Annotated in this window: 20 protein-coding genes and 1 pseudogene; 20 read left to right on the top strand and 1 reads right to left on the bottom strand. The window is 67.3% G+C overall.

Annotation, left to right across the window (positions count from 1 at the left end; translation table 11 throughout):
* Window positions 1-44: 44 nt before the first annotated feature.
* A pseudogene (locus KLK06_RS10615) lies at window positions 45-395 on the bottom strand (neutral zinc metallopeptidase); the annotation flags it as partial.
* A 178-nt stretch (window positions 396-573) separates the two neighbouring features.
* Between KLK06_RS10615 and KLK06_RS63000 the strand changes: the two are divergent.
* The 20 genes from KLK06_RS63000 (at window position 574) to KLK06_RS10520 (ending at window position 16,890) form a co-directional block, all read left to right on the top strand.
* Window positions 574-1,119, top strand: a complete 546-nt coding sequence (locus tag KLK06_RS63000; protein ID WP_214635185.1) for a recombinase family protein — start codon at window positions 574-576, stop codon at window positions 1,117-1,119.
* Window positions 1,116-2,633: a recombinase family protein gene (locus KLK06_RS59725; protein WP_214635184.1), complete on the top strand. Its 1,518-nt coding sequence runs from the start codon at window positions 1,116-1,118 to the stop codon at window positions 2,631-2,633. The genes KLK06_RS63000 and KLK06_RS59725 overlap by 4 nt, the downstream gene beginning before the upstream one ends.
* 139 nt (window positions 2,634-2,772) lie before the next feature.
* Window positions 2,773-2,952, top strand: a complete 180-nt coding sequence (locus tag KLK06_RS10600; protein WP_214635183.1) for a hypothetical protein — start codon at window positions 2,773-2,775, stop codon at window positions 2,950-2,952.
* A gap of 155 nt (window positions 2,953-3,107) precedes the next feature.
* Window positions 3,108-3,233 (top strand): hypothetical protein, encoded by a 126-nt coding sequence (locus KLK06_RS61380; RefSeq protein WP_284734946.1) that lies wholly within the window; start codon window positions 3,108-3,110, stop codon window positions 3,231-3,233.
* On the top strand, window positions 3,230-3,499 hold the full coding sequence (locus KLK06_RS10595; protein WP_214635182.1) for a hypothetical protein: 270 nt from the start codon (window positions 3,230-3,232) through the stop codon (window positions 3,497-3,499). Before KLK06_RS61380 ends, KLK06_RS10595 begins: the two co-directional genes overlap by 4 nt.
* On the top strand, window positions 3,496-4,332 hold the full coding sequence (locus KLK06_RS10590; RefSeq protein ID WP_214635181.1) for a hypothetical protein: 837 nt from the start codon (window positions 3,496-3,498) through the stop codon (window positions 4,330-4,332). Before KLK06_RS10595 ends, KLK06_RS10590 begins: the two co-directional genes overlap by 4 nt.
* A gap of 175 nt (window positions 4,333-4,507) precedes the next feature.
* On the top strand, window positions 4,508-4,870 hold the full coding sequence (locus tag KLK06_RS10585) for a hypothetical protein (RefSeq protein ID WP_214635180.1): 363 nt from the start codon (window positions 4,508-4,510) through the stop codon (window positions 4,868-4,870).
* Window positions 4,871-4,900: 30 nt separating this feature from the next.
* Window positions 4,901-5,113 (top strand): hypothetical protein, encoded by a 213-nt coding sequence (locus KLK06_RS10580; protein WP_214635179.1) that lies wholly within the window; start codon window positions 4,901-4,903, stop codon window positions 5,111-5,113.
* 245 nt (window positions 5,114-5,358) lie between these two features.
* Window positions 5,359-5,880 (top strand): hypothetical protein, encoded by a 522-nt coding sequence (locus KLK06_RS10575; protein ID WP_214635178.1) that lies wholly within the window; start codon window positions 5,359-5,361, stop codon window positions 5,878-5,880.
* Window positions 5,877-6,350: a hypothetical protein gene (locus tag KLK06_RS10570; RefSeq protein ID WP_214635177.1), complete on the top strand. Its 474-nt coding sequence runs from the start codon at window positions 5,877-5,879 to the stop codon at window positions 6,348-6,350. The genes KLK06_RS10575 and KLK06_RS10570 overlap by 4 nt, the downstream gene beginning before the upstream one ends.
* Window positions 6,347-6,748 carry a hypothetical protein gene (locus tag KLK06_RS10565; protein ID WP_214635176.1) on the top strand — a complete coding sequence of 134 codons (402 nt, stop codon included), beginning with the start codon at window positions 6,347-6,349 and terminating at the stop codon, window positions 6,746-6,748. Before KLK06_RS10570 ends, KLK06_RS10565 begins: the two co-directional genes overlap by 4 nt.
* Entirely contained in the window at window positions 6,748-9,114 is a 2,367-nt protein-coding gene (locus tag KLK06_RS10560) for a hypothetical protein (RefSeq protein ID WP_214635175.1), read from the top strand. The genes KLK06_RS10565 and KLK06_RS10560 overlap by 1 nt, the downstream gene beginning before the upstream one ends.
* 209 nt (window positions 9,115-9,323) lie before the next feature.
* Window positions 9,324-9,965, top strand: a complete 642-nt coding sequence (locus tag KLK06_RS10555) for a hypothetical protein (RefSeq protein WP_214635174.1) — start codon at window positions 9,324-9,326, stop codon at window positions 9,963-9,965.
* A 17-nt stretch (window positions 9,966-9,982) separates the two neighbouring features.
* Window positions 9,983-11,377 (top strand): hypothetical protein, encoded by a 1,395-nt coding sequence (locus KLK06_RS10550; RefSeq protein ID WP_214635173.1) that lies wholly within the window; start codon window positions 9,983-9,985, stop codon window positions 11,375-11,377.
* Between the two features lie 42 nt (window positions 11,378-11,419).
* Window positions 11,420-11,698 carry a hypothetical protein gene (locus KLK06_RS10545; protein WP_214635172.1) on the top strand — a complete coding sequence of 93 codons (279 nt, stop codon included), beginning with the start codon at window positions 11,420-11,422 and terminating at the stop codon, window positions 11,696-11,698.
* Window positions 11,699-12,009: 311 nt separating this feature from the next.
* Window positions 12,010-13,245 carry a helix-turn-helix domain-containing protein gene (locus KLK06_RS10540; RefSeq protein WP_214635171.1) on the top strand — a complete coding sequence of 412 codons (1,236 nt, stop codon included), beginning with the start codon at window positions 12,010-12,012 and terminating at the stop codon, window positions 13,243-13,245.
* 275 nt (window positions 13,246-13,520) lie between these two features.
* Window positions 13,521-13,778, top strand: a complete 258-nt coding sequence (locus tag KLK06_RS10535; RefSeq protein WP_214635170.1) for a hypothetical protein — start codon at window positions 13,521-13,523, stop codon at window positions 13,776-13,778.
* Between the two features lie 500 nt (window positions 13,779-14,278).
* A complete protein-coding gene (locus KLK06_RS10530; RefSeq protein WP_214635169.1) occupies window positions 14,279-14,758 on the top strand; it encodes a hypothetical protein in 480 nt (159 codons plus the stop codon).
* On the top strand, window positions 14,755-16,395 hold the full coding sequence (locus KLK06_RS10525; RefSeq protein WP_214635168.1) for a terminase large subunit domain-containing protein: 1,641 nt from the start codon (window positions 14,755-14,757) through the stop codon (window positions 16,393-16,395). The genes KLK06_RS10530 and KLK06_RS10525 overlap by 4 nt, the downstream gene beginning before the upstream one ends.
* 111 nt (window positions 16,396-16,506) lie before the next feature.
* Window positions 16,507-16,890, top strand: coding sequence for a hypothetical protein (locus KLK06_RS10520; protein WP_214635167.1), 384 nt, complete (start codon window positions 16,507-16,509; stop codon window positions 16,888-16,890).
* Window positions 16,891-16,893 lie beyond the last annotated feature (3 nt).

The following is a 16,893-nucleotide window of genomic DNA, read 5'->3' as shown; positions in this document are numbered from 1 at the left end:
ATGATTTTAGGAGAGAATCCGATTACTCGTGTTCTTCGGGGCTGTTATAGAAGATCAGATTGCGCACATTTGGCTGGGTCGCCGGTCTTGTAACCGCGATTCAGCGCGTTGACGCGTTGCTCCGAGCTGCCGTGCGTGAACGACTCCGGGTCGATCCTGCCCTGAGTGCGTTGCTGGATCCGGTCGTCGCCGACCGCCGCCGCCGCGTCGAGCGCCTCGGCGAACTCCGAGGTGGTGAACGGCTTTTCGTAGAAGCCGGTGTCGACCGCGTGCTTGGCCCACACCCCCGCGTAGCAGTCGGCTTGCAGCTCCGTGGCCACCGAGTTGCCCTCGGAGAGCGCGCCCAGCAGGTCCTGGGTGTGGTGGCCGTACTCGTGGGCGATCACATACGCCTGCGCGAACGGTCCCCCCTAAGGAATGTCTGTACATAGGTCAAGGCGCTACCCTGAGCCGGCGCGGTCCGTCAGGAGGCCGCGCAGACCTAGGGGGACCGCTTTGTGAGCTGGGCATGCCTACGTTCGGCCGCCTACGCTCTGGCTGTCCCACTCCGCGACTCGCGAAAGTGGAGATGCAGTGATCGAACCTCGTGACCCCCAGACGGCGCCGAGCGGCTCACAGAGCGACGAGCACCACGTGCCCGGGGGCGATGCAGCACCGCGCCCCCGTTGGGCGCTCTACGCGCGTTCTGGAGGCGCCGTACGTGACCAGGCAAACGGACAGCTAGTAGCACTTCGGGCATACGCGGAACGGCATGGCGTCCACGTGGTCGCCGAGCTGGTCGACCTCGGCCGTAGCCGACGTGACCGCGACCGTGCGTTCGAGCTCGTCGAGGCCGGCGAGGTCGACCGCGTCGTCGTCGTTCAGCTCGACCGTCTCGGCCGACTGGTCGAGGACGTCGCACTCTGGGTCGATGCATTCGACGGGCACGCCGCGGCGCTGTGGATTCTCCGCGGATTGGTCGGCAACGGAGAACCAGCCGAACTCACGAGCCCGCTCAACAAAGCCATATTCAACATATTCAACGAGCTCGCCCGTGCCGAGGAGCGTTACACCGCCGAGGTAGGCCAGCAGCAACAGGAAGAGGGGAACAGGCGCCGCGCCAATAACAACGAGGCGTGAGCCGACTACTCGAGGCCGCCCTCGGGGGACGTCGATGGGGGATTTACGCCCGCCTATCGAAAGACCGCGAGGGCTCAGGCCTCGGCGTAGAGAGACAGGTCGATGAGGTAACCAAGAAGATTACCTATATCGACCCATCAGGCGTAATCGTCGACATCTATATCGATAACGATATGTCGGCGAGCAAGAAGAAAAGAAGGCCTGACTACGAAAGGATGATCGCAGACCTCGAAAGCGGCCGTATAAACGCTTTCGCGGTATGGCATATTGATCGCCTGACCAGGCGCAACGCAGAGCTTGAGCGGATTGTCGACCTGGTCGAGGCGACCAAAGCTCAATTCGCATGCGTTTCTGGTGATGTCGACCTCGGCACCTACACCGGGCGCATGGTCGCCCGAATCTTGGGGGCCGTGTCGCAAGGGGAGGTGGAGCACAAAGCCGAGAGGCAGAAGGCGGCTTACCTGCAACGCGCCTTGGAAGGAAAGGCTTGGGGATGTGGCGTGAGACGCTACGGCTATGATTCCGACGGCATTACAATCCGGCCGGAAGAACAAAAAGTCGTTCGTCATATGGTCGAACATGTACTCAAGGGTGGCTCTGTAAATTCCCTTGTAACTTGGCTCGGCGACAACGATCACCGCACAAGTCAAGGCAATAGATGGGCATCGCGCGCCATTGTTCGACTGCTCCTGAATCCGGCAATGGCGGGGCACCGGACGTACGGCGACGAGAAGCGGATCGAGGTCGACAAGCCTGACGGCACAAAACAAGAGATAACTGTCACTAAGGAAAAAGAGCCCGACGCATTCATCGTCGCCCGCGACTGCTGGCCCGCGATCATCACCGATGATGAGCGGCGAAGGCTGCGAGTTATCCTCAAAGACCCAGATCGCACCACTAACCCCGGTGGCTCGAATAAGCGCAAATACCTTCTATCGGGTGGCATTCTCATATGCGGCTTGTGCGGACGACCCCTCACCGGGCATCGTGCGAATTCCGGCTTGCCCGGATACCACTGCCGGAAGACGGCGCCGTACGGCGGATGCGCGAAAATTCGCATTGCCGCCGGCCCGCTCGAGCTCGACGTCGCCAGTCGCGTGCTCGCCCGCTACGCCTCGCCGGTCGTGCGCAAGCGGCTCGCCGAGGCCGCCTCGCCTGGCGGTGACGTGACCCTCGGGAACGAGCTCGCCGATCTCGAGGAGAAGCTCGAGCAGCTCGGCCGCGACTACGCCGACCCGATGATCCCCATGTCTCGAGGGGCGTTCCTCGAGGCGAACAAGTCGCTCGCGGCTCAGGTGAACGACGTCAAGGGCCGCCTCAAGCAGGCACAGCGGTCGACCGCCTTGCCGGAAATGGTGACACCGAAATCTCTCGCCGCATGGTGGGCGGCAGCCGAAATCGAGGAACGGCGCGGCCTTATCCTCACGGTTATTGACCATATTGTCGTACATCCTTCCACTAGGCCCGGTTTTCGAGGGCTCGATAAAGACCGGTTGACGTACGTTTGGCGGTAAATACCCTAAGTGAAAGTTCAATAACAAAACGGTAAAATGAGCTAGCCTCGCACCCCGAACCCGTGCGACCGTAACCGGACCTCGCGATCCTGGGGGATCACGCTGCGCCGTGCGCGGTTGGGGGCGAAAGGTACAAAATTTGAATAACGTCAGTTCCGCATTCACGATCGACGAGCTCGAGCGAGCAATCCTCGACGAGCTCGAACAGTCGGGGGGCACCACTCCGGCGACGTGGGAGCTACGCGACGAGCAGGTCGAGCATGCGGCCGAGATCCTCGGTGGGATCTTCCGTGAGGCTGCTGAACCATCTGCCGCCTGACGGACAACACACGCGGGCCGCGAAGATCTTTTATAGATCTTCGCGGCTCTTTGCTTTCCTGGCGTGATCTCCAACATCACCCGATCGCCTTGCAATGTCTCAGTACACAGGCGTACGGTCCCTCTTGCAGCCTGACATCTGCAAGAGGAGTGATCATGTTCGACGACGGCTACGACCGCGAACGGTCCGACATCGACGACGGCTCGCCGGCCATGTGGGCGGCCAACAGCCCAGAGCCGCGCGACACCGCCGACTGGATCGAGTGGCTCAAGACGTCATGAGCCATCGCTACGCCGACCGGCGTCCACGCAAGGCCGAACGGCTGCGCGTACGCGACTACGTGCACGACGGCCTCGCGCCCATGATGGTCGTCGGCTTCGAGGACGCCAGTCCCGGCAGCGTGCGCGTGGTCGGCCGCCTCGCCTCGGGGACGCTGATCCGCGCCGTCCATCCCGCCACGCTCGAACTCGACGTCACGCGCATGATCCGCGTGCAGCCCACCAGGGCCCGCGGGCACCTATCCCTCATCACCACGGAGGTATCGTGACCAACTTCGTGTTTCTCGCCATCAGCCGCACCGGTGCCGACCCCAATTGGCACGAGGTCGTCGAGGTCGCGGCCATCCTTCGTCGTCCCGGACAAGGCGACGTCACCCGCTATTGGCACATAAGGCCCGAGAACCTCGAGCACGCCAGCGCCGACGAGCTGCGACGGAATCGCTACCTCGAGCGGCGCGAGTCCTGGGAGCACAACGGCGAGCCGGTCGTCAAGATCGACCCGACCCTCGGCACCACGACGCCGACCTCGCGACGCGGCGTGGCGAGTCGGCTCGCCGGCGCGCTGCTCGAGTCCTACGCCGTGACCCTCGGCAACGACCGTGAGATCGAGTTCCTGCGCGAGTTCCTCAGGCGCAACGGGCATCCATGTCCGCTGATGGGGCAGATCGACGTCACCTCATTCGCGGCCGGCGCCATGGCTGGCTACGCCCAAGGATGGGCCGCGTGTTACGACTCGCATCCGACCGAGGGCGGGATCGGCGCGCGGATCGACCTCGGCCCCCTCGAGCTGCCATTCGGCCCGATGGGCATCGCCCGTGCGATGGGCTTGCACGTGCCCGACCAGCCTGAGAGTGCGCTCGCCCGTGCGCAGCTTGCCGGCGCGCTGTGGGCCGCCGCGTCCGCCACGCCGACGCCCCCACTGGTGCGATCCGAGCCGGTCGACGCAGGCCCGTCGACCGGGCCGACACTGCCGGTCGATGCCGAGCTCGACGTGCTCGTCGCCAGCCGCCGACCGCATGAGCAGGCCGAGGCCCGGGCGGGGCGCGAGCCGTACCAGGCGGCAACGGCCGACACGCTCGCGATGCCGGCGCCGACGCCCTGAACGGCACAGTCATCGGTGAGGAGGGGCCCGGTAGCACATCCGGGCCCCCTTGTTTCGGCGAACGCTAGTCACGATGGGTGACGGGTCGCTAGCGTGGCGGCACCTAGACACGCGCATATCAGAAGCGCGCATGTCTAGGTACTGCGCTCGGGACTTCCAAAAACGAGGGAAAGAAATGTCAACAGCGTTCGTATTCACCGTGCGGTACACCGATGCCGATCTCGACGACACGGTGTTCGTCGCCGCCCGATACGAGACCGATCCCGCGGCGAATTTCGTGCGGTTCCTCAGCGAGGACGGCCGCGAAATTCGGGCCTTCGTGTTTCATCTGGTTCGCGAAATCGAGACGAGCGGGTATGCGGCTACGGTTGCGGAAGCCGGTCGACCGGGACTTACCCCGGTGCCGAGCGGTGTCGACGTCGCCGTCGCGCAGGCGGCCGATCAGGGCGCGATGAGGCCGGCCCCGGTGCCCCCGAGTCGTCAGCCGATAGAGGGGGCCGCCGCGGCGGCCGTATCCAGCGGCTCGCGACCGGCGTAGGCCGTGCAGCTCGCCGGGTGGCCGTGGCCGATGACGCCGCACACGCTCGTCGTGTGGGAGCCGGCGGGGGCCGGCCACGCTGCGCACCACTGGTTCGGCGTGCTGTTCCCGCGGGCGCACCGCGGGTGCCGCGTGTGCGCGCCCTACCGGGCCCGATGGCGCGAGCTCATCCGTGAAGACCGCCGGCGCCGGCTGGGGGGCAGGCGCCGGCACCAGCCGCCGGAACTCCTCGACGCCCTGTAGCCCTGGGGAGGGTGCGGTCACGCACAGGGGTGCCTGAGGGGCTCGTTCGGCGGTGAGGATTCCACTCGGGCGATAGCCTTGAGCTGGGAGTCTTCCCGGGCCCCTTCGGTAGTCGAGAACCGGCGATGAACGCCCCGCGCTTGTATGCAAGCGCGGGGCGTTCGGCATTTCCGAGGCCATACCGCTTGTGGTCTTTTCCTGCTCACGCTAGACAGGAATAGTTGACTGTCTGCTATCTTCCACCTATGCAGGAGCGATCCAATGACAGACCCCCACACCCGTTCGAGCTCGAGCCCGACGAGTACGCCGCCAACTACGGCCCGGGCGTACAGATCGGCGCCCCCGACGCCGACCGCGGTATCCGCCTCGACGAACACGCCCCCGGGCACGTCGACGACGAGTACCCCCTCGACGCTGGTGAGCTCGCCGAGCTCGAGCGGCGTCGCACGATGAGCGCGCGGCGCCAGCCCGCCGGCGGACGGCCTGCGGCCCGCACACGCACGACGACGGCAGGCAAGCCCCGCGGCCGGTCGACCGGCCGCGGCCGTAAGGGCGGCGAGATCGCCCTCGGCGCCATCGTCGCCGCGGTGCTCCTCGCGTTCGGCGGCTACTGGCTTGCCCGCGAGCTCCTCGGCCTCGACAAATCCATCGCCTTTGTGATCGCCGGCTACGTGGGCGGCATCTGCTCGGGCGGCGTCGTGTGGCCGCTATGGCGAGCCTTCCGGCACGCCGTCGGCCGGTACATCACACCCAAGGCAGCTCGGTGATCACACTTCCGACGACCGCGGGCGGGTGGCTGCTCGCCGCCGCGCTGCTCGCCCTCGGCGCCCTCGCCTCGCGCCGGCGGCCGTGGGAAGGCGCCACACGCCGCCTGTGGTGGCGCGAGCAGCGCATGTACCGGCGGCCGGTAGCGGTGTGGCGCCGGACCGGCCGTGTGCTGCTCGCCGCGGTGCTCGTGCTCGTCGCATCGGTCGCCGGCCTCGGCATCGTGCTCGCCCTTGGCGTCGCGCTGCTCGTCGTCGGAGGGTTCGCCCTGCTCTGGTACATCGCCAACCGGGCCGCGATCCGCGTCGAGCCGACGACCAGCCCGAGCGAAGACGGCCGCATCGAGTACCTGATCGAGCTTGGCGACGGCCCGTTCGACCGGCGGGTCGTCGACGGCGACGTCGACCTCGAGCCCGACCCTGACACCCCCTACGGCCGCCCTGAGACCTACCGAGCGGAGATCGACGTATGACCGCCACCAACCAGGACCTTGCAGGACTCCCCCACAGGTCGACTGAGCAAATCAAGCTCTACGGCCGGTCGGCTGAGAGGGTGTTCCGCGACCTAAGCGCCGAGATGGACTTTCGCGCCGGCGAGACCCGAGCACAGGTGATCGGGCTGATCAAAGCCGCGCACAAGCTTGGATTCGGCGACGGTAAAAACCCCTGGTTCCGCGCGATCCGTATCGCGTTCGGCTACTCCACCGCGCACGTCTCGTGCATCATCGCCCGCCGCGCGGTCCGCAGCGTGCACGAGAACCTCGAGAAGGAGTGCGCGGCCGAGCTCGACGGGTTCCGCACCCGCAAGTATGGCAAACAGATCAAGCGCAAGCCCGAGCGGAAGACTCCCGTTCTGGGGGTCGAGGTCTGATGGACCCTACGGCAACCCTCAAGCGCGAGGCACGGCGCGCGTCCAAGTGGACCAAGACCCCGCGTGACCGCGACAGTTCTGAGTTCAACGAGGCGATCAGGCTGGTCGCGCCGTGGGCGCTGCTTGGCAGCACGCTGGCCCTGGCCTTCGTCGCCCGCAACGCGTTCGCCCTCACGCCCTCGCTCACCCCATACACGCGGCTCACGGCCGTGTGCTTCGCCTTGCTCGCCGCGGTACTCACCGGCGTCTCCTTTCATCTCACGCGCGAGCGGCGAGGCTTCGGCCGCGTCATCGAGGCCCTCAACACCGCCGCACCGCCGACCGTGATCGCCTACACCCTCGAATACGGCGTGCGGCCCGAGTTCCTCATCCCCGCGGCCACGGTCGGTGTCGGGCTGGCCTACCTGTGGAACCGACGGCACATCCGGCACGCCGCCGGCGAGCTCGCCGTCTCCGAGCAGCGCGGAAGCTGGGACGACTTCACCAAGACCGAGCTCACCGCACTCGCCGGCTCACGGATCGACGTGATCGAAGACAGCCCCGAGCGTGCCGTCGCCGGCATGTGGCTCCCCTTGGGCAAGACCGTGGGGATCGTCGGCAACCTGCTCGAGGAGATCGGCACGTACTTCGGTGCGATCAGAGGGGGCACCGACATGCAGGTCGGGGCCAAGCACGACCGCGTGCTCATCACCGCCACCCGCAAGGATCCACTCGACCTCGGCATGCAGTGGGCCGGACCGTCGGGCCCGGGCGAGTCGATCGCCGAGACGATCGAGGGCCTCGGCATCTACCGCAACAAGCTCGACCTACGCATGTTGATCCCGCACACGGAGCTTCCGAACGGGCTGCTCAGCGTAGTCGCGCACACGAAGATGGTCGGCCGGACCCGTATCGGCAAGTCCGCGGCCGGCGAGCTCGCGATGGTGAACATCGGTCTACGGGGCGACGCAGGGGTCGTGTTCTGCGACGCGGTCAAGGCCGATCAGTCCGTCGGCGCGATCGAGGGCGCGTGCTGCTACGTGCTCGACACCGAAGCGAAGATCAAAAACTTTCTGTGGCGGCTCGTGTACAAGACGATCCCCGCCCGGGCCGCCTACCTCGGCAACCCCAACCGCAACCCTCTCGGCAAGCGCCTACGCGAGTGGGAGCCGGGATGCGGGCTCACGTGGATCACCGTGTACATCGCCGAGGGCGCCGCACTGTACGGAGTGCAAACCCTGCTGCTCGTCTCCGAGCGCGCCGCCTCGGTGGGAATCGAGCTGCGGATCGAGCTGCAACGCGCCTCACACGACCGCGTCGACACGACCATGCGCGCGAACAACGCCGCCGGCATCGCGTTCGCATGCGACGACGACGGAGACGCCGCGATGGTGCTCTCGCCGCGGCTCATGCAACTCGGCGTGACCCCGTCGGCGTGGGGTCCCGAGTACCCCGGCAAGATCTATTACGAGGCGCCCGGGATCCCTGAGAGCCTCGCGGCGATGCCCGCGCGGTTCGCGCGTCACGCCCGCGACGGCAGCGATATCGAGGCCGCGATCGCCGAGTATCGGCACCTGATGAACCCGGTCGACCCCATCACTGCGGCGAGCTGGGGGCCTGCGTACGAGAAGTACCGGGCCGACCGCGCCCGCCGGCGTGGCCGCGAGCCGGTCATGTTCTCCACCGCACCGCCGATCCCCGCCACCGTCGCCCCGCACCGCACGGTCGTCACCGACACTGCGCCGCGGCCGACGGCCCCCGCTATGGCGCCGGCCGCCGCGGTGCGTGTCCCCCCGACGCCGCCGGCCCCCGGCGACGAGCCGCTCGACGGCGAGCCGCGCGAGCTCGACGCCGACCAGGCGCCCGACGAGCTGTCTCGCGAGCAGCTCGCCGGGATCGCGGACGTCGCGGCCGACGAGGTGCTCAACGAGTTCGAGCAACTCGCCGGCGACGACGTCGACGGCGAGCAGTTGCGGACCCTCGCCGAGCGGATGCTCGGCACACCCGATGGCGATGCCGACGAGCCGTTCGAGTACAGCGAGGTCGACGACGTCGATCTACCGACCGACCTCGGCACGCTGGTACATGACGCGCCGGACGCCCCCGAGCTCGTCGACGACAAGCCCCCGCCCGCGAGCCGGGCCGAGGCCCTCGCGATCGCTCGCGAGGTGCTGTGGACCGTGATCGGTGAGGGCGAGGAGTTCGGGCCCAAGAACGTGTACGGGCCGCTCGCCGAGCGCGTCGGCAAGGCTGACACATGGTTCCGTCAGCAGCTCCCGATCATGCTCGCTCGCGGCTGGATCGACCAGACCGAGAAGCGCGGCAAGTACATCGTGCTCCCCGGTTGCGACCCCGAGGCCGACGACCTCGATGACTACAGAAAGTGACCAAACATCAGGCCTGTTTGGTCGCGTTGTTTGACGATCTTGCGGGCCTTGTTAAACAGACATTTCCCCCGCTCCCCCGCTCGCTCTCTTAAGGAATCGCGGCGTCAAACAGCCCGCCAAACAACGCGCTGAGACCCGTCAAACAGCCCTCGCAAGGCCAGACGGCCGCGCACGGAGAGTAACCAAGGAAGATCACGAAAGGCCCTGACATGACCACGCACCACCCGACCGACAAGATCCACGAGGCACCCGCGGCTGATCTCGATCTCGACCTCGACGCCCTCGGCGACCAGGTCGCCGACGACCCCGACGGCGACCTTGCCGAAGATCACTCGATCAACGATCTCCGCGTCGAGCCCGACGGCGCGGTGACCTACATTCCGGGTCCCCCCCTGCCGGCGACGTGGGCCGACGAGAGCGACTCGACCCCGCCGGCTGCGCGCCGCTTCATGACCGCGCTGCCATCCCGGACCATGATCGACAACCTCGACCAGGAGCCGGCCGCCCCGTTCGTCGAGGAGCCTTACGAGGAGTACGAGGAGGAGGCGCCGCCCTTCATGATCGACAAGCGTGCCGTTTTGATCTGCGCGTTCATGATCGTCATGTGGGCTGCTGGCCTCGCCCTCGCCGGCGTCGTCGCCGCGGCGTTCGCCCCCCTCACCGGCCCGTTCGGCTGGTTGCTGATCGCCGCCTACAGCGCGGCCGTGCTCGAGCTCGGCCGCCGGTCCTGGCTCGAGGAGTCGCCCACCAATTCGGCCCTCGGTACGGCCGCGATCCTGACGGTCTGCGCCTGCGCGGCTCTCGCCCTCGCCGCCGGCGTCGTCGTGGGCGTGCTCGCTCTGTTCTCCTGACCCCGAAAGGCTCGCAAGTGATCAATTTCCTACGGCGTCCCCGCGAGGATTCGGTTCGTGCGGCTCAGCTCGCGGCCGAGGCCGCCGAGGCGAAACAGCGCGAGATCCGTGCGCTCGTCGACACCGAACGAGCGAACGCCGACCTTGCGGCCGTACGCGAGCGTGCCGACGCCACCGCCCGTGAGCGCGAACTCAGGGCGGCGATTAGGCTCGCACCACTCGAGGCCGAAGCGGAGCGGATCGCCGCCGCGCAGGCCGAAGACGAACGCACCCGCACGATTGCGGCTCGTGCGGCGAACGATGCGGCCGAGGCCGAACAGTCCCGAACGGCCGCCGCACGGCGTGAGGTCGCGGTACGCGCCTTGATCCGCCGGCGTCTGGTCGCCGTGGCGTTCGCCGGTGTCTCGTTGGTCGCGTTCGGCGGGCAATCCGTCTCGTACGCCATCGGGGCGCAATGGTGGCCGATCGCCGCGGTCGCCGTCTCGCTCGTGGTCGAGGCGATCGGGCTCGCCCTCGGGTGGCTCGCGCACGAGGCGACGCTCGATGACGAGCCCGCCGGCGGATTGCAGGCCAGCGCGTACGGCGTTGCCCTGTACGTCGCGATGCTCAACTATTGGCACTGGTCAAAGGACTGGACGCCGACCCCCGAGGCGGCTCTCTTCACCGGCTGCTCGGCCATCGCCCCGTGGCTGCTGCACGCCTACACCAGAAAGACATATGCCGCGAAGCGTCGCGCTGAGGGGCGGCCCCTCCCGCGCGCCCCGCACTTTATGAAAACGCGCTGGATTCTGTGGTTCCCCTCCACGTTCGGAACCGTGCGCCTCGCGATCCGCACGGGCGAATCCGACCCGAACGTCGCGGCTCTCGCGTACGAGCAACGGCAGGAGGACAAGGCCCGGGCCCGCGAGCTCGCCGCGGCCGACCCTGACCGGGCCGAGCTCGAGCGTGCGCTCGACGCCGCACGCTCCGATCTTGCTGCGGTCGCCGAGGCGTACGTTTCGGCCCTCGACGCGAATGACACCGCACAAGCCGAACGAGCCGAGCTCGAGCGTTCGCACGCCGCCGCACTCAAGGCCCTCGAGGCGAAAGAGCGCGACCGCGTCGACGAACAAGACGACGAACCCGCCGGCGTACATGTGCTGCCCGAGGTGCCCTCGCTCGACGAGCAGGAGTCGATGAGCAAGGCCGAGTTGCAAGAGGCCGCACGCCGCACGATCAGGGCCGCACGGTTGGCGAACATCCCGATCACGGGTAAGACGATCGGTGAGGCGTACGACCGCGGCGATCGCTGGGGACAGCTACGCATGGCCGAGGTTCCCCCGTTCGTGGTCGCCGGCAAGGTCGACGACGAGGCCGCCGAGGCCCCCGCCGGCGAGGAGTCCGGCAACGGGAAACGCCCCGAGGGGCAGTGACGGCAGGTGCTCAGGGTGCAAGAGAGGCCGTACACTCCGATCATGCCGAGCAGCCCCGAGGAGAGAGAGCGCCCCACCGTCGACGAGCTGTACGACGTGGCGGCCCGGGAGAAGGCGGAGTACGAACGCCTCGAGCGGCTGTACCAAGAGCAGATGGACCGGTATTACGAGGCGGTCAAGGCTCTCGACGCCGCCGGCGAGGGACATACCGAGATCGGCCGCCGCCTGAAAGTGAAGAAATCCAACATTCAGTACATGGCGAACACCGACCTCGAGGCGAGGCGGGCGCGTCGCGAGGCCAAGCGCGCCGAGGACACCTAGGCTCGCCGGCGAGTGGCTGTCGGTTGCCATGTCGGCAGCTCCCGATGAGACCGACTGAACCCCGGAGTCCGCAAGGGTCCCGGGGTTTCGTCGTTCCCGGGCTTAGAAACGAGAACGGCCCGGGCGGCGAGAAGCGCACCCGGGCCGTTGGAGCTCTCGAGACCAACCGAGAGGCAACCTGACGCACCGACTGTACCCGCTCACTGCCCGACCTCTCGACAGCAACGGCAATCGCGCTACTTCCTCGCATAGGAACGGCCCCGCGTCCTAGCCTGAAGTTGTTGAAGCTTCCAGGAGAACGCGGGGCAGCTATGACCGACGGTAGCAACGAAGACGAGAGCCCGGTACTGACCATCGGGCAGCGCATAAAGTATCTGCGCGAGAGGCGCGGTATGACCCGCGAGGTTCTAGCGGGTCTGGTCGGAAAATCCGAGTCTTGGCTTAAGCAAGTCGAAAACGGGATAATTCAACAGAATCCCCGTCTGCCGATTCTCATTCAACTCGCAGAGGTCCTGCGCGTAAGAGATCTTGCTGAGCTGACCGGCGGCCAGTCGATCCCGGTCCGCATGTTCACCGGCCCGGGGCACCCGGCATTGGACGCCGTCCGCACCGCGATCAACACCGTTCCCCTTCTGCCGACCGGCACCGTGCAGCCACTCGCGACGCTGCGAGCTCGCCTCGACTCCGCATGGCGGACACGGCACGCCTCGCCCGACCACCGAACGGCCCTCGGCGCGATCCTGCCCGACCTGATCCGAGACGCCCAACTCGCCGCACGCCTGTATCAAGGCGCCGACCGGCGACGAGCGCTCGCCCTGCTGGCCGAGGTCTACGGACTCTCACAGATGTACCTTGCCTACCAGCCCGCCCAGGACCTCCTATGGCGCGTAGCCGACCGGGCACTCGCAGCGGCTCAGGAAGCCGAAGACCCGCTATCACTGGCCGCGGCGGCATGGTTCCTGACTCAAGCTCACAGGGACTCCGGCGACCTGGACGCGGCCATGTCGATCAACCGGTCAGTCATGACGGCCCTGTCGGCACACATGGATAGCGCTGACGTCAACCTGCGAGCAATGTGGGGTGCCCTCACGTTCGAGTTGGGATACACCGCCTCACGCATGGGAGACGCGGGAGAGGCATGGATGCACTGGCAGGACGCGGCCCGAATCGCCGAGCGCCTGCCCAGCGGCTACTACCAGCCGTGGACGTCGTTCTCAAATGTGATCATGAAAGCGCACGCGGTCACCGTCGCCGTTGAGCTGCACCAGGGGGGCGAATCGGCCCGACAGGTCGTCAACGCCGAATCACAGCCAATCCCATCGCGCCCGCGCCGCGGTCGGCATTTGATCGAAACGGCGCGTGCGCATCAACTTCAGCGAGATAACGAGGCCGTACTCGGGACATTGGAGCTCGCCCAGGGGGCAGCGCCCGAAACGATTAGATACAACGGATATGCGCGGCGTATGGTTCTGGACCTCACAGAGGGACCCAAGTCATTGCGTCCTCGAGCACGGATACTCGCCGACCGAATAGGACTTTTGGTGTAGCCAAAAGTAAGGGGCAGAAACCCTGCCCCTTGCGCGGGTGGTCAGGTTTATACGCTCAGTGAGGACCTGACAACCGACAGCGAGAGACCGACGTGACCATGACCGAGGGAGTACCGACAAGCGCCCCCCGAGGCCCGACCAGAGAGGCCCCGACCGTCCCAGACCAGCGGCCGGCGCCTCTCGACCCGAGCAAGCCCGGGCCGATCGCGCAAGCCATGATCGACGCCCTACGAGCGCGCGGACTCATGGTGCGCGCCTCACGCCAACACGACCACATGCTGATCAAGGCGACTCAGCCCGCCATACCTACCGAGGTACACGACAGCCCGATCTACACCGCACCCGGTCTATCGCAGGAAATCGTGCTCGCGACCGACCGCAGTGCACTCGCCCGCGAGCCTTTCGCCTGGTACCTGCTCTGGGGGAGTGAGTTCCGCGGCGCCGGCGCCGGCGACCTCCAGCGGCTCACCCACGGGACAGACATCGATGTTGCAGCCAACATCATCAAGAAGGTGCTGCATCTCAACGAATAGGCCGCGAGTAGCGTCACACTAGAACCAGACGTCGCAAGACGCGCACAAGCGACGTCGGCCCCCCGCTCGGGGATGTTTCTGGGGGGAAGAGGGCGAGGTCGAGATCCCCCAGGATCCAAACGGGAAACCCCGTGCGGTCGGCCCCGCCCTCACCCCGATATTCGCGGACGACTGACATTCCGGTTGCCTCTTTCCTGCTAGACGAGTCGCCCTCATGTGCCCCGGCGGGCCGACGTAAGCGCAGTACGTCGGCCCGCCGGCGAGGCCCCGCCCTGACTGCCCTGGGTCGCCCCCGTGCCCTCGCAGTCCCACAACCCCCGTAGGGCGGGGCCTCATCCATTCCTGAACGCGCCCGGGTAGGTCCTCCCACGTGACAACCCACACAAGCGCCAACACGGGCAGCTCCCGAAACGGCGCGAAAGCCCGACTGACCAGGTGGTACGCCATGATCGTGTATCGCCGAATGCGGACATTCGGAGGGACACACCCGGGGGACTCACATGGCCATGAGCAATACGAAGCGCGCGGAGATCGCAGAACGTCGAGCGAAAGCGATCAACCTGAAGCTAAGAGGCGCCACTTGGCAGGAGATCGCCGACCGCCTCGGCTACAGCTCGCGTTCGGCAGCATGCAAGGACATCTCGCGCTTGCTCGACCAGCATCTCGGCGAGGTCGACCGCGGCGTCGCCGAGATGCGGCGCGTACTGCTCGCCCGCCTGGAAAAGATCACGTACGCGATGTGGCCCGAGGCCATGGCCGGCGACGCCGCCTCGGCCCGGACGATCCTGCGAGCGATCACCGAGCAAGCGAAGCTTTACCGTCTGTACGACCCGAAACGACTCGAACAGACCGTGAGCAACGACCTCGACGCCGAGATCGAACAGCTCTTGAACACGCTGCTCGAGGCAGAGCGCACACGACTCGACACCGCGCGGGCCGAGCTCGAGGCCGAGCGCGCACGACTCGCCGACACGCCGTGACCGCACTGCCGGCCGCACTCGCCGGCCTCCCCGACGACCGCAAGCAACAGTTGCGCGACCGGGCCGCGGTCGCCTCGGCGCGCATGGGGATCGGCCTCGGCGACGCCGCCACCCCGGGCGCGCTCGCCGTACGGCTCAAGCCGCGGTTCATCGTGCAGCGCCCGCACCTGGAGATCATCGACGACGCATGCCGGCGGGTGCTCGCGGGCGAGGTCGACCGTGTGCTCATCACCACGCCGCCCCAGGTCGGCAAGAGCGAGCGGGCCGCGGTGTGGTTCCCGTTCTGGTGGCTCACGCACCGGCCGCGACACCGCGTCCTACTCACTTCCTACGCCGACAACCTCGCCGTCAAGCGCGGCCGAGACGTGCGCGAACTGGTCAGAGAGTTCGGTATGCCCTACGGGCTCGAGCTGCGCGGCGACGTCGAGGCACAAGGCGACTGGGAGCTCACCTCAGGCGGCGGCATGAAATCGACCGGGATCCGCGGCAGCTACACCGGCCGGCCGGCCGACCTTGGGATCGTCGACGACCCCCACAAGAACCGCGAGGAGGCCGACAATCCTGAGTTGCTCGAGAAGATCGAGGCGTCGTTCTCGGGCGACTTCGTCTCGCGTTTGGCCCCGGGCGCCCCGGTGTTCATCATTCAAACCAGATGGGCGCCGCTCGACCTCGGCGGCCGACGGCTCAAGCTCGAGGGCCGACGCGGCGCCGGCGGCCGATGGCTCGTGATCCATATTCCCGCCATCGCTGACCCCGGACGGTTCGGCCCCGACCCGCTCGGCCGCCCCGCCGGCGGTCCGTGCCCGCACCCGCGGATCCCCGTCGACGACGTGCCCGCCCTTACCGCCTACTGGGCGGAGAAACGCGCGAGCTCGCGCGCCCGAGACTGGGCAGCGCTCTACCAGGGCGACCCCGTCGCCGCGGCCGGCGCCCTCACAACCGAGGCAATCCTCGAGCGGCAGACCGTACGTCATCCGAACGTCGAGCGCGTGATCATCGCCGTGTCGATCGACCCATCGGGCGAGGGCCGCGACGTCGCCGGCGTGATCGGCGGGTACCTCGACGACCTCGGGCACTGCCATTGGACGCACGACCGTTCGGCCGAGATGGGCGTCGACCAGTGGGCCCGCGCTGCGTGCGAGCTCGCCGTCGAGATCGACGCCGACCGGATCATCTATGAGTCGAACTACGGCAAGGGCATGATCCGTTTCGCGATCCGTACGGCATGGGACGCGCTACGCCGCGAGTGGATCGCCGAGCACGCCGGCCCTGAGCCGGACGCCGAGCGCGAACCGAAGCGGCGGGCCCACTGGGATCAGATCGTCGCGCGGTGTCCGTACGCGCACATACCGCGCCTGGTCGAGCAGGTCAGCCGCCGCGGCAAGTTGCTACGGGCCGAACCGGTCGCTCAGCAGCTCGCCGAGGGCCGCCAATGGCTCGACGACCACTTGCCCGAGCTCGTCGCTGAGTGGCTCGACTGGACGCCGACGAGCGCGTACAGCCCGGGCCGGATCGACGCCGCGGTGCACCTGTCGCTCAACCTCCTTAGGCCCCCGGGGACCGAGACCGTCGTATCGAACCCGGGCGGGAAATCGCCGAGCGGTGCGTCGCCGGTCCATCGCCGGCGGGTGAGGTGAGCCGATGTCTGAGCACGTCAGCCCAACCTGTACGGACTCTCTTGCATTGGCAATGTACATAGGTGTACGGTCCATCTTGCAAGCACGGAGCGAGGCGAGGGAGTGCCAAAGTTGATCACCAAAGTTGAGATCATCCGCTGCGCCTGCAAGATCCACAACGGCGAGGGTGTCGAGGTCCCCAAGGGCGGCGGCCTCGCCCGGCTCGCCAGTGGCGACGACAAGGCCGCCCGCACGGCCGCGCATAACCTCGTCAACTCGGTCCGCCTCGGCCTGCACCGCACCGCGAGCGGCAAGGCGTCGGGCCCGTGGCCGATTGGCACGCACAGCGTCGTCCGCACCCGCGACGAGCTGCTCGACCACATCGCCGACCAGTGCCCCGACATCTGCGGGGGCGACCCGCAGGTGATGGCTGACCTCGACGACGCCACCGACGACGAGCTCGCCGCCTACATCGACGGAATGCATGCCTGGCACCAGCAGCGCGCGGCCCTGTAGCTG

The organism is Nonomuraea sp. NEAU-A123, assembly GCF_018603905.1.
In the GTDB taxonomy this organism is placed as follows: Bacteria; Actinomycetota; Actinomycetes; order Streptosporangiales; family Streptosporangiaceae; genus Nonomuraea.
Note: the sequence above shows the minus strand (reverse complement) of the source record. Positions and strands in the feature narration are given on the sequence as shown.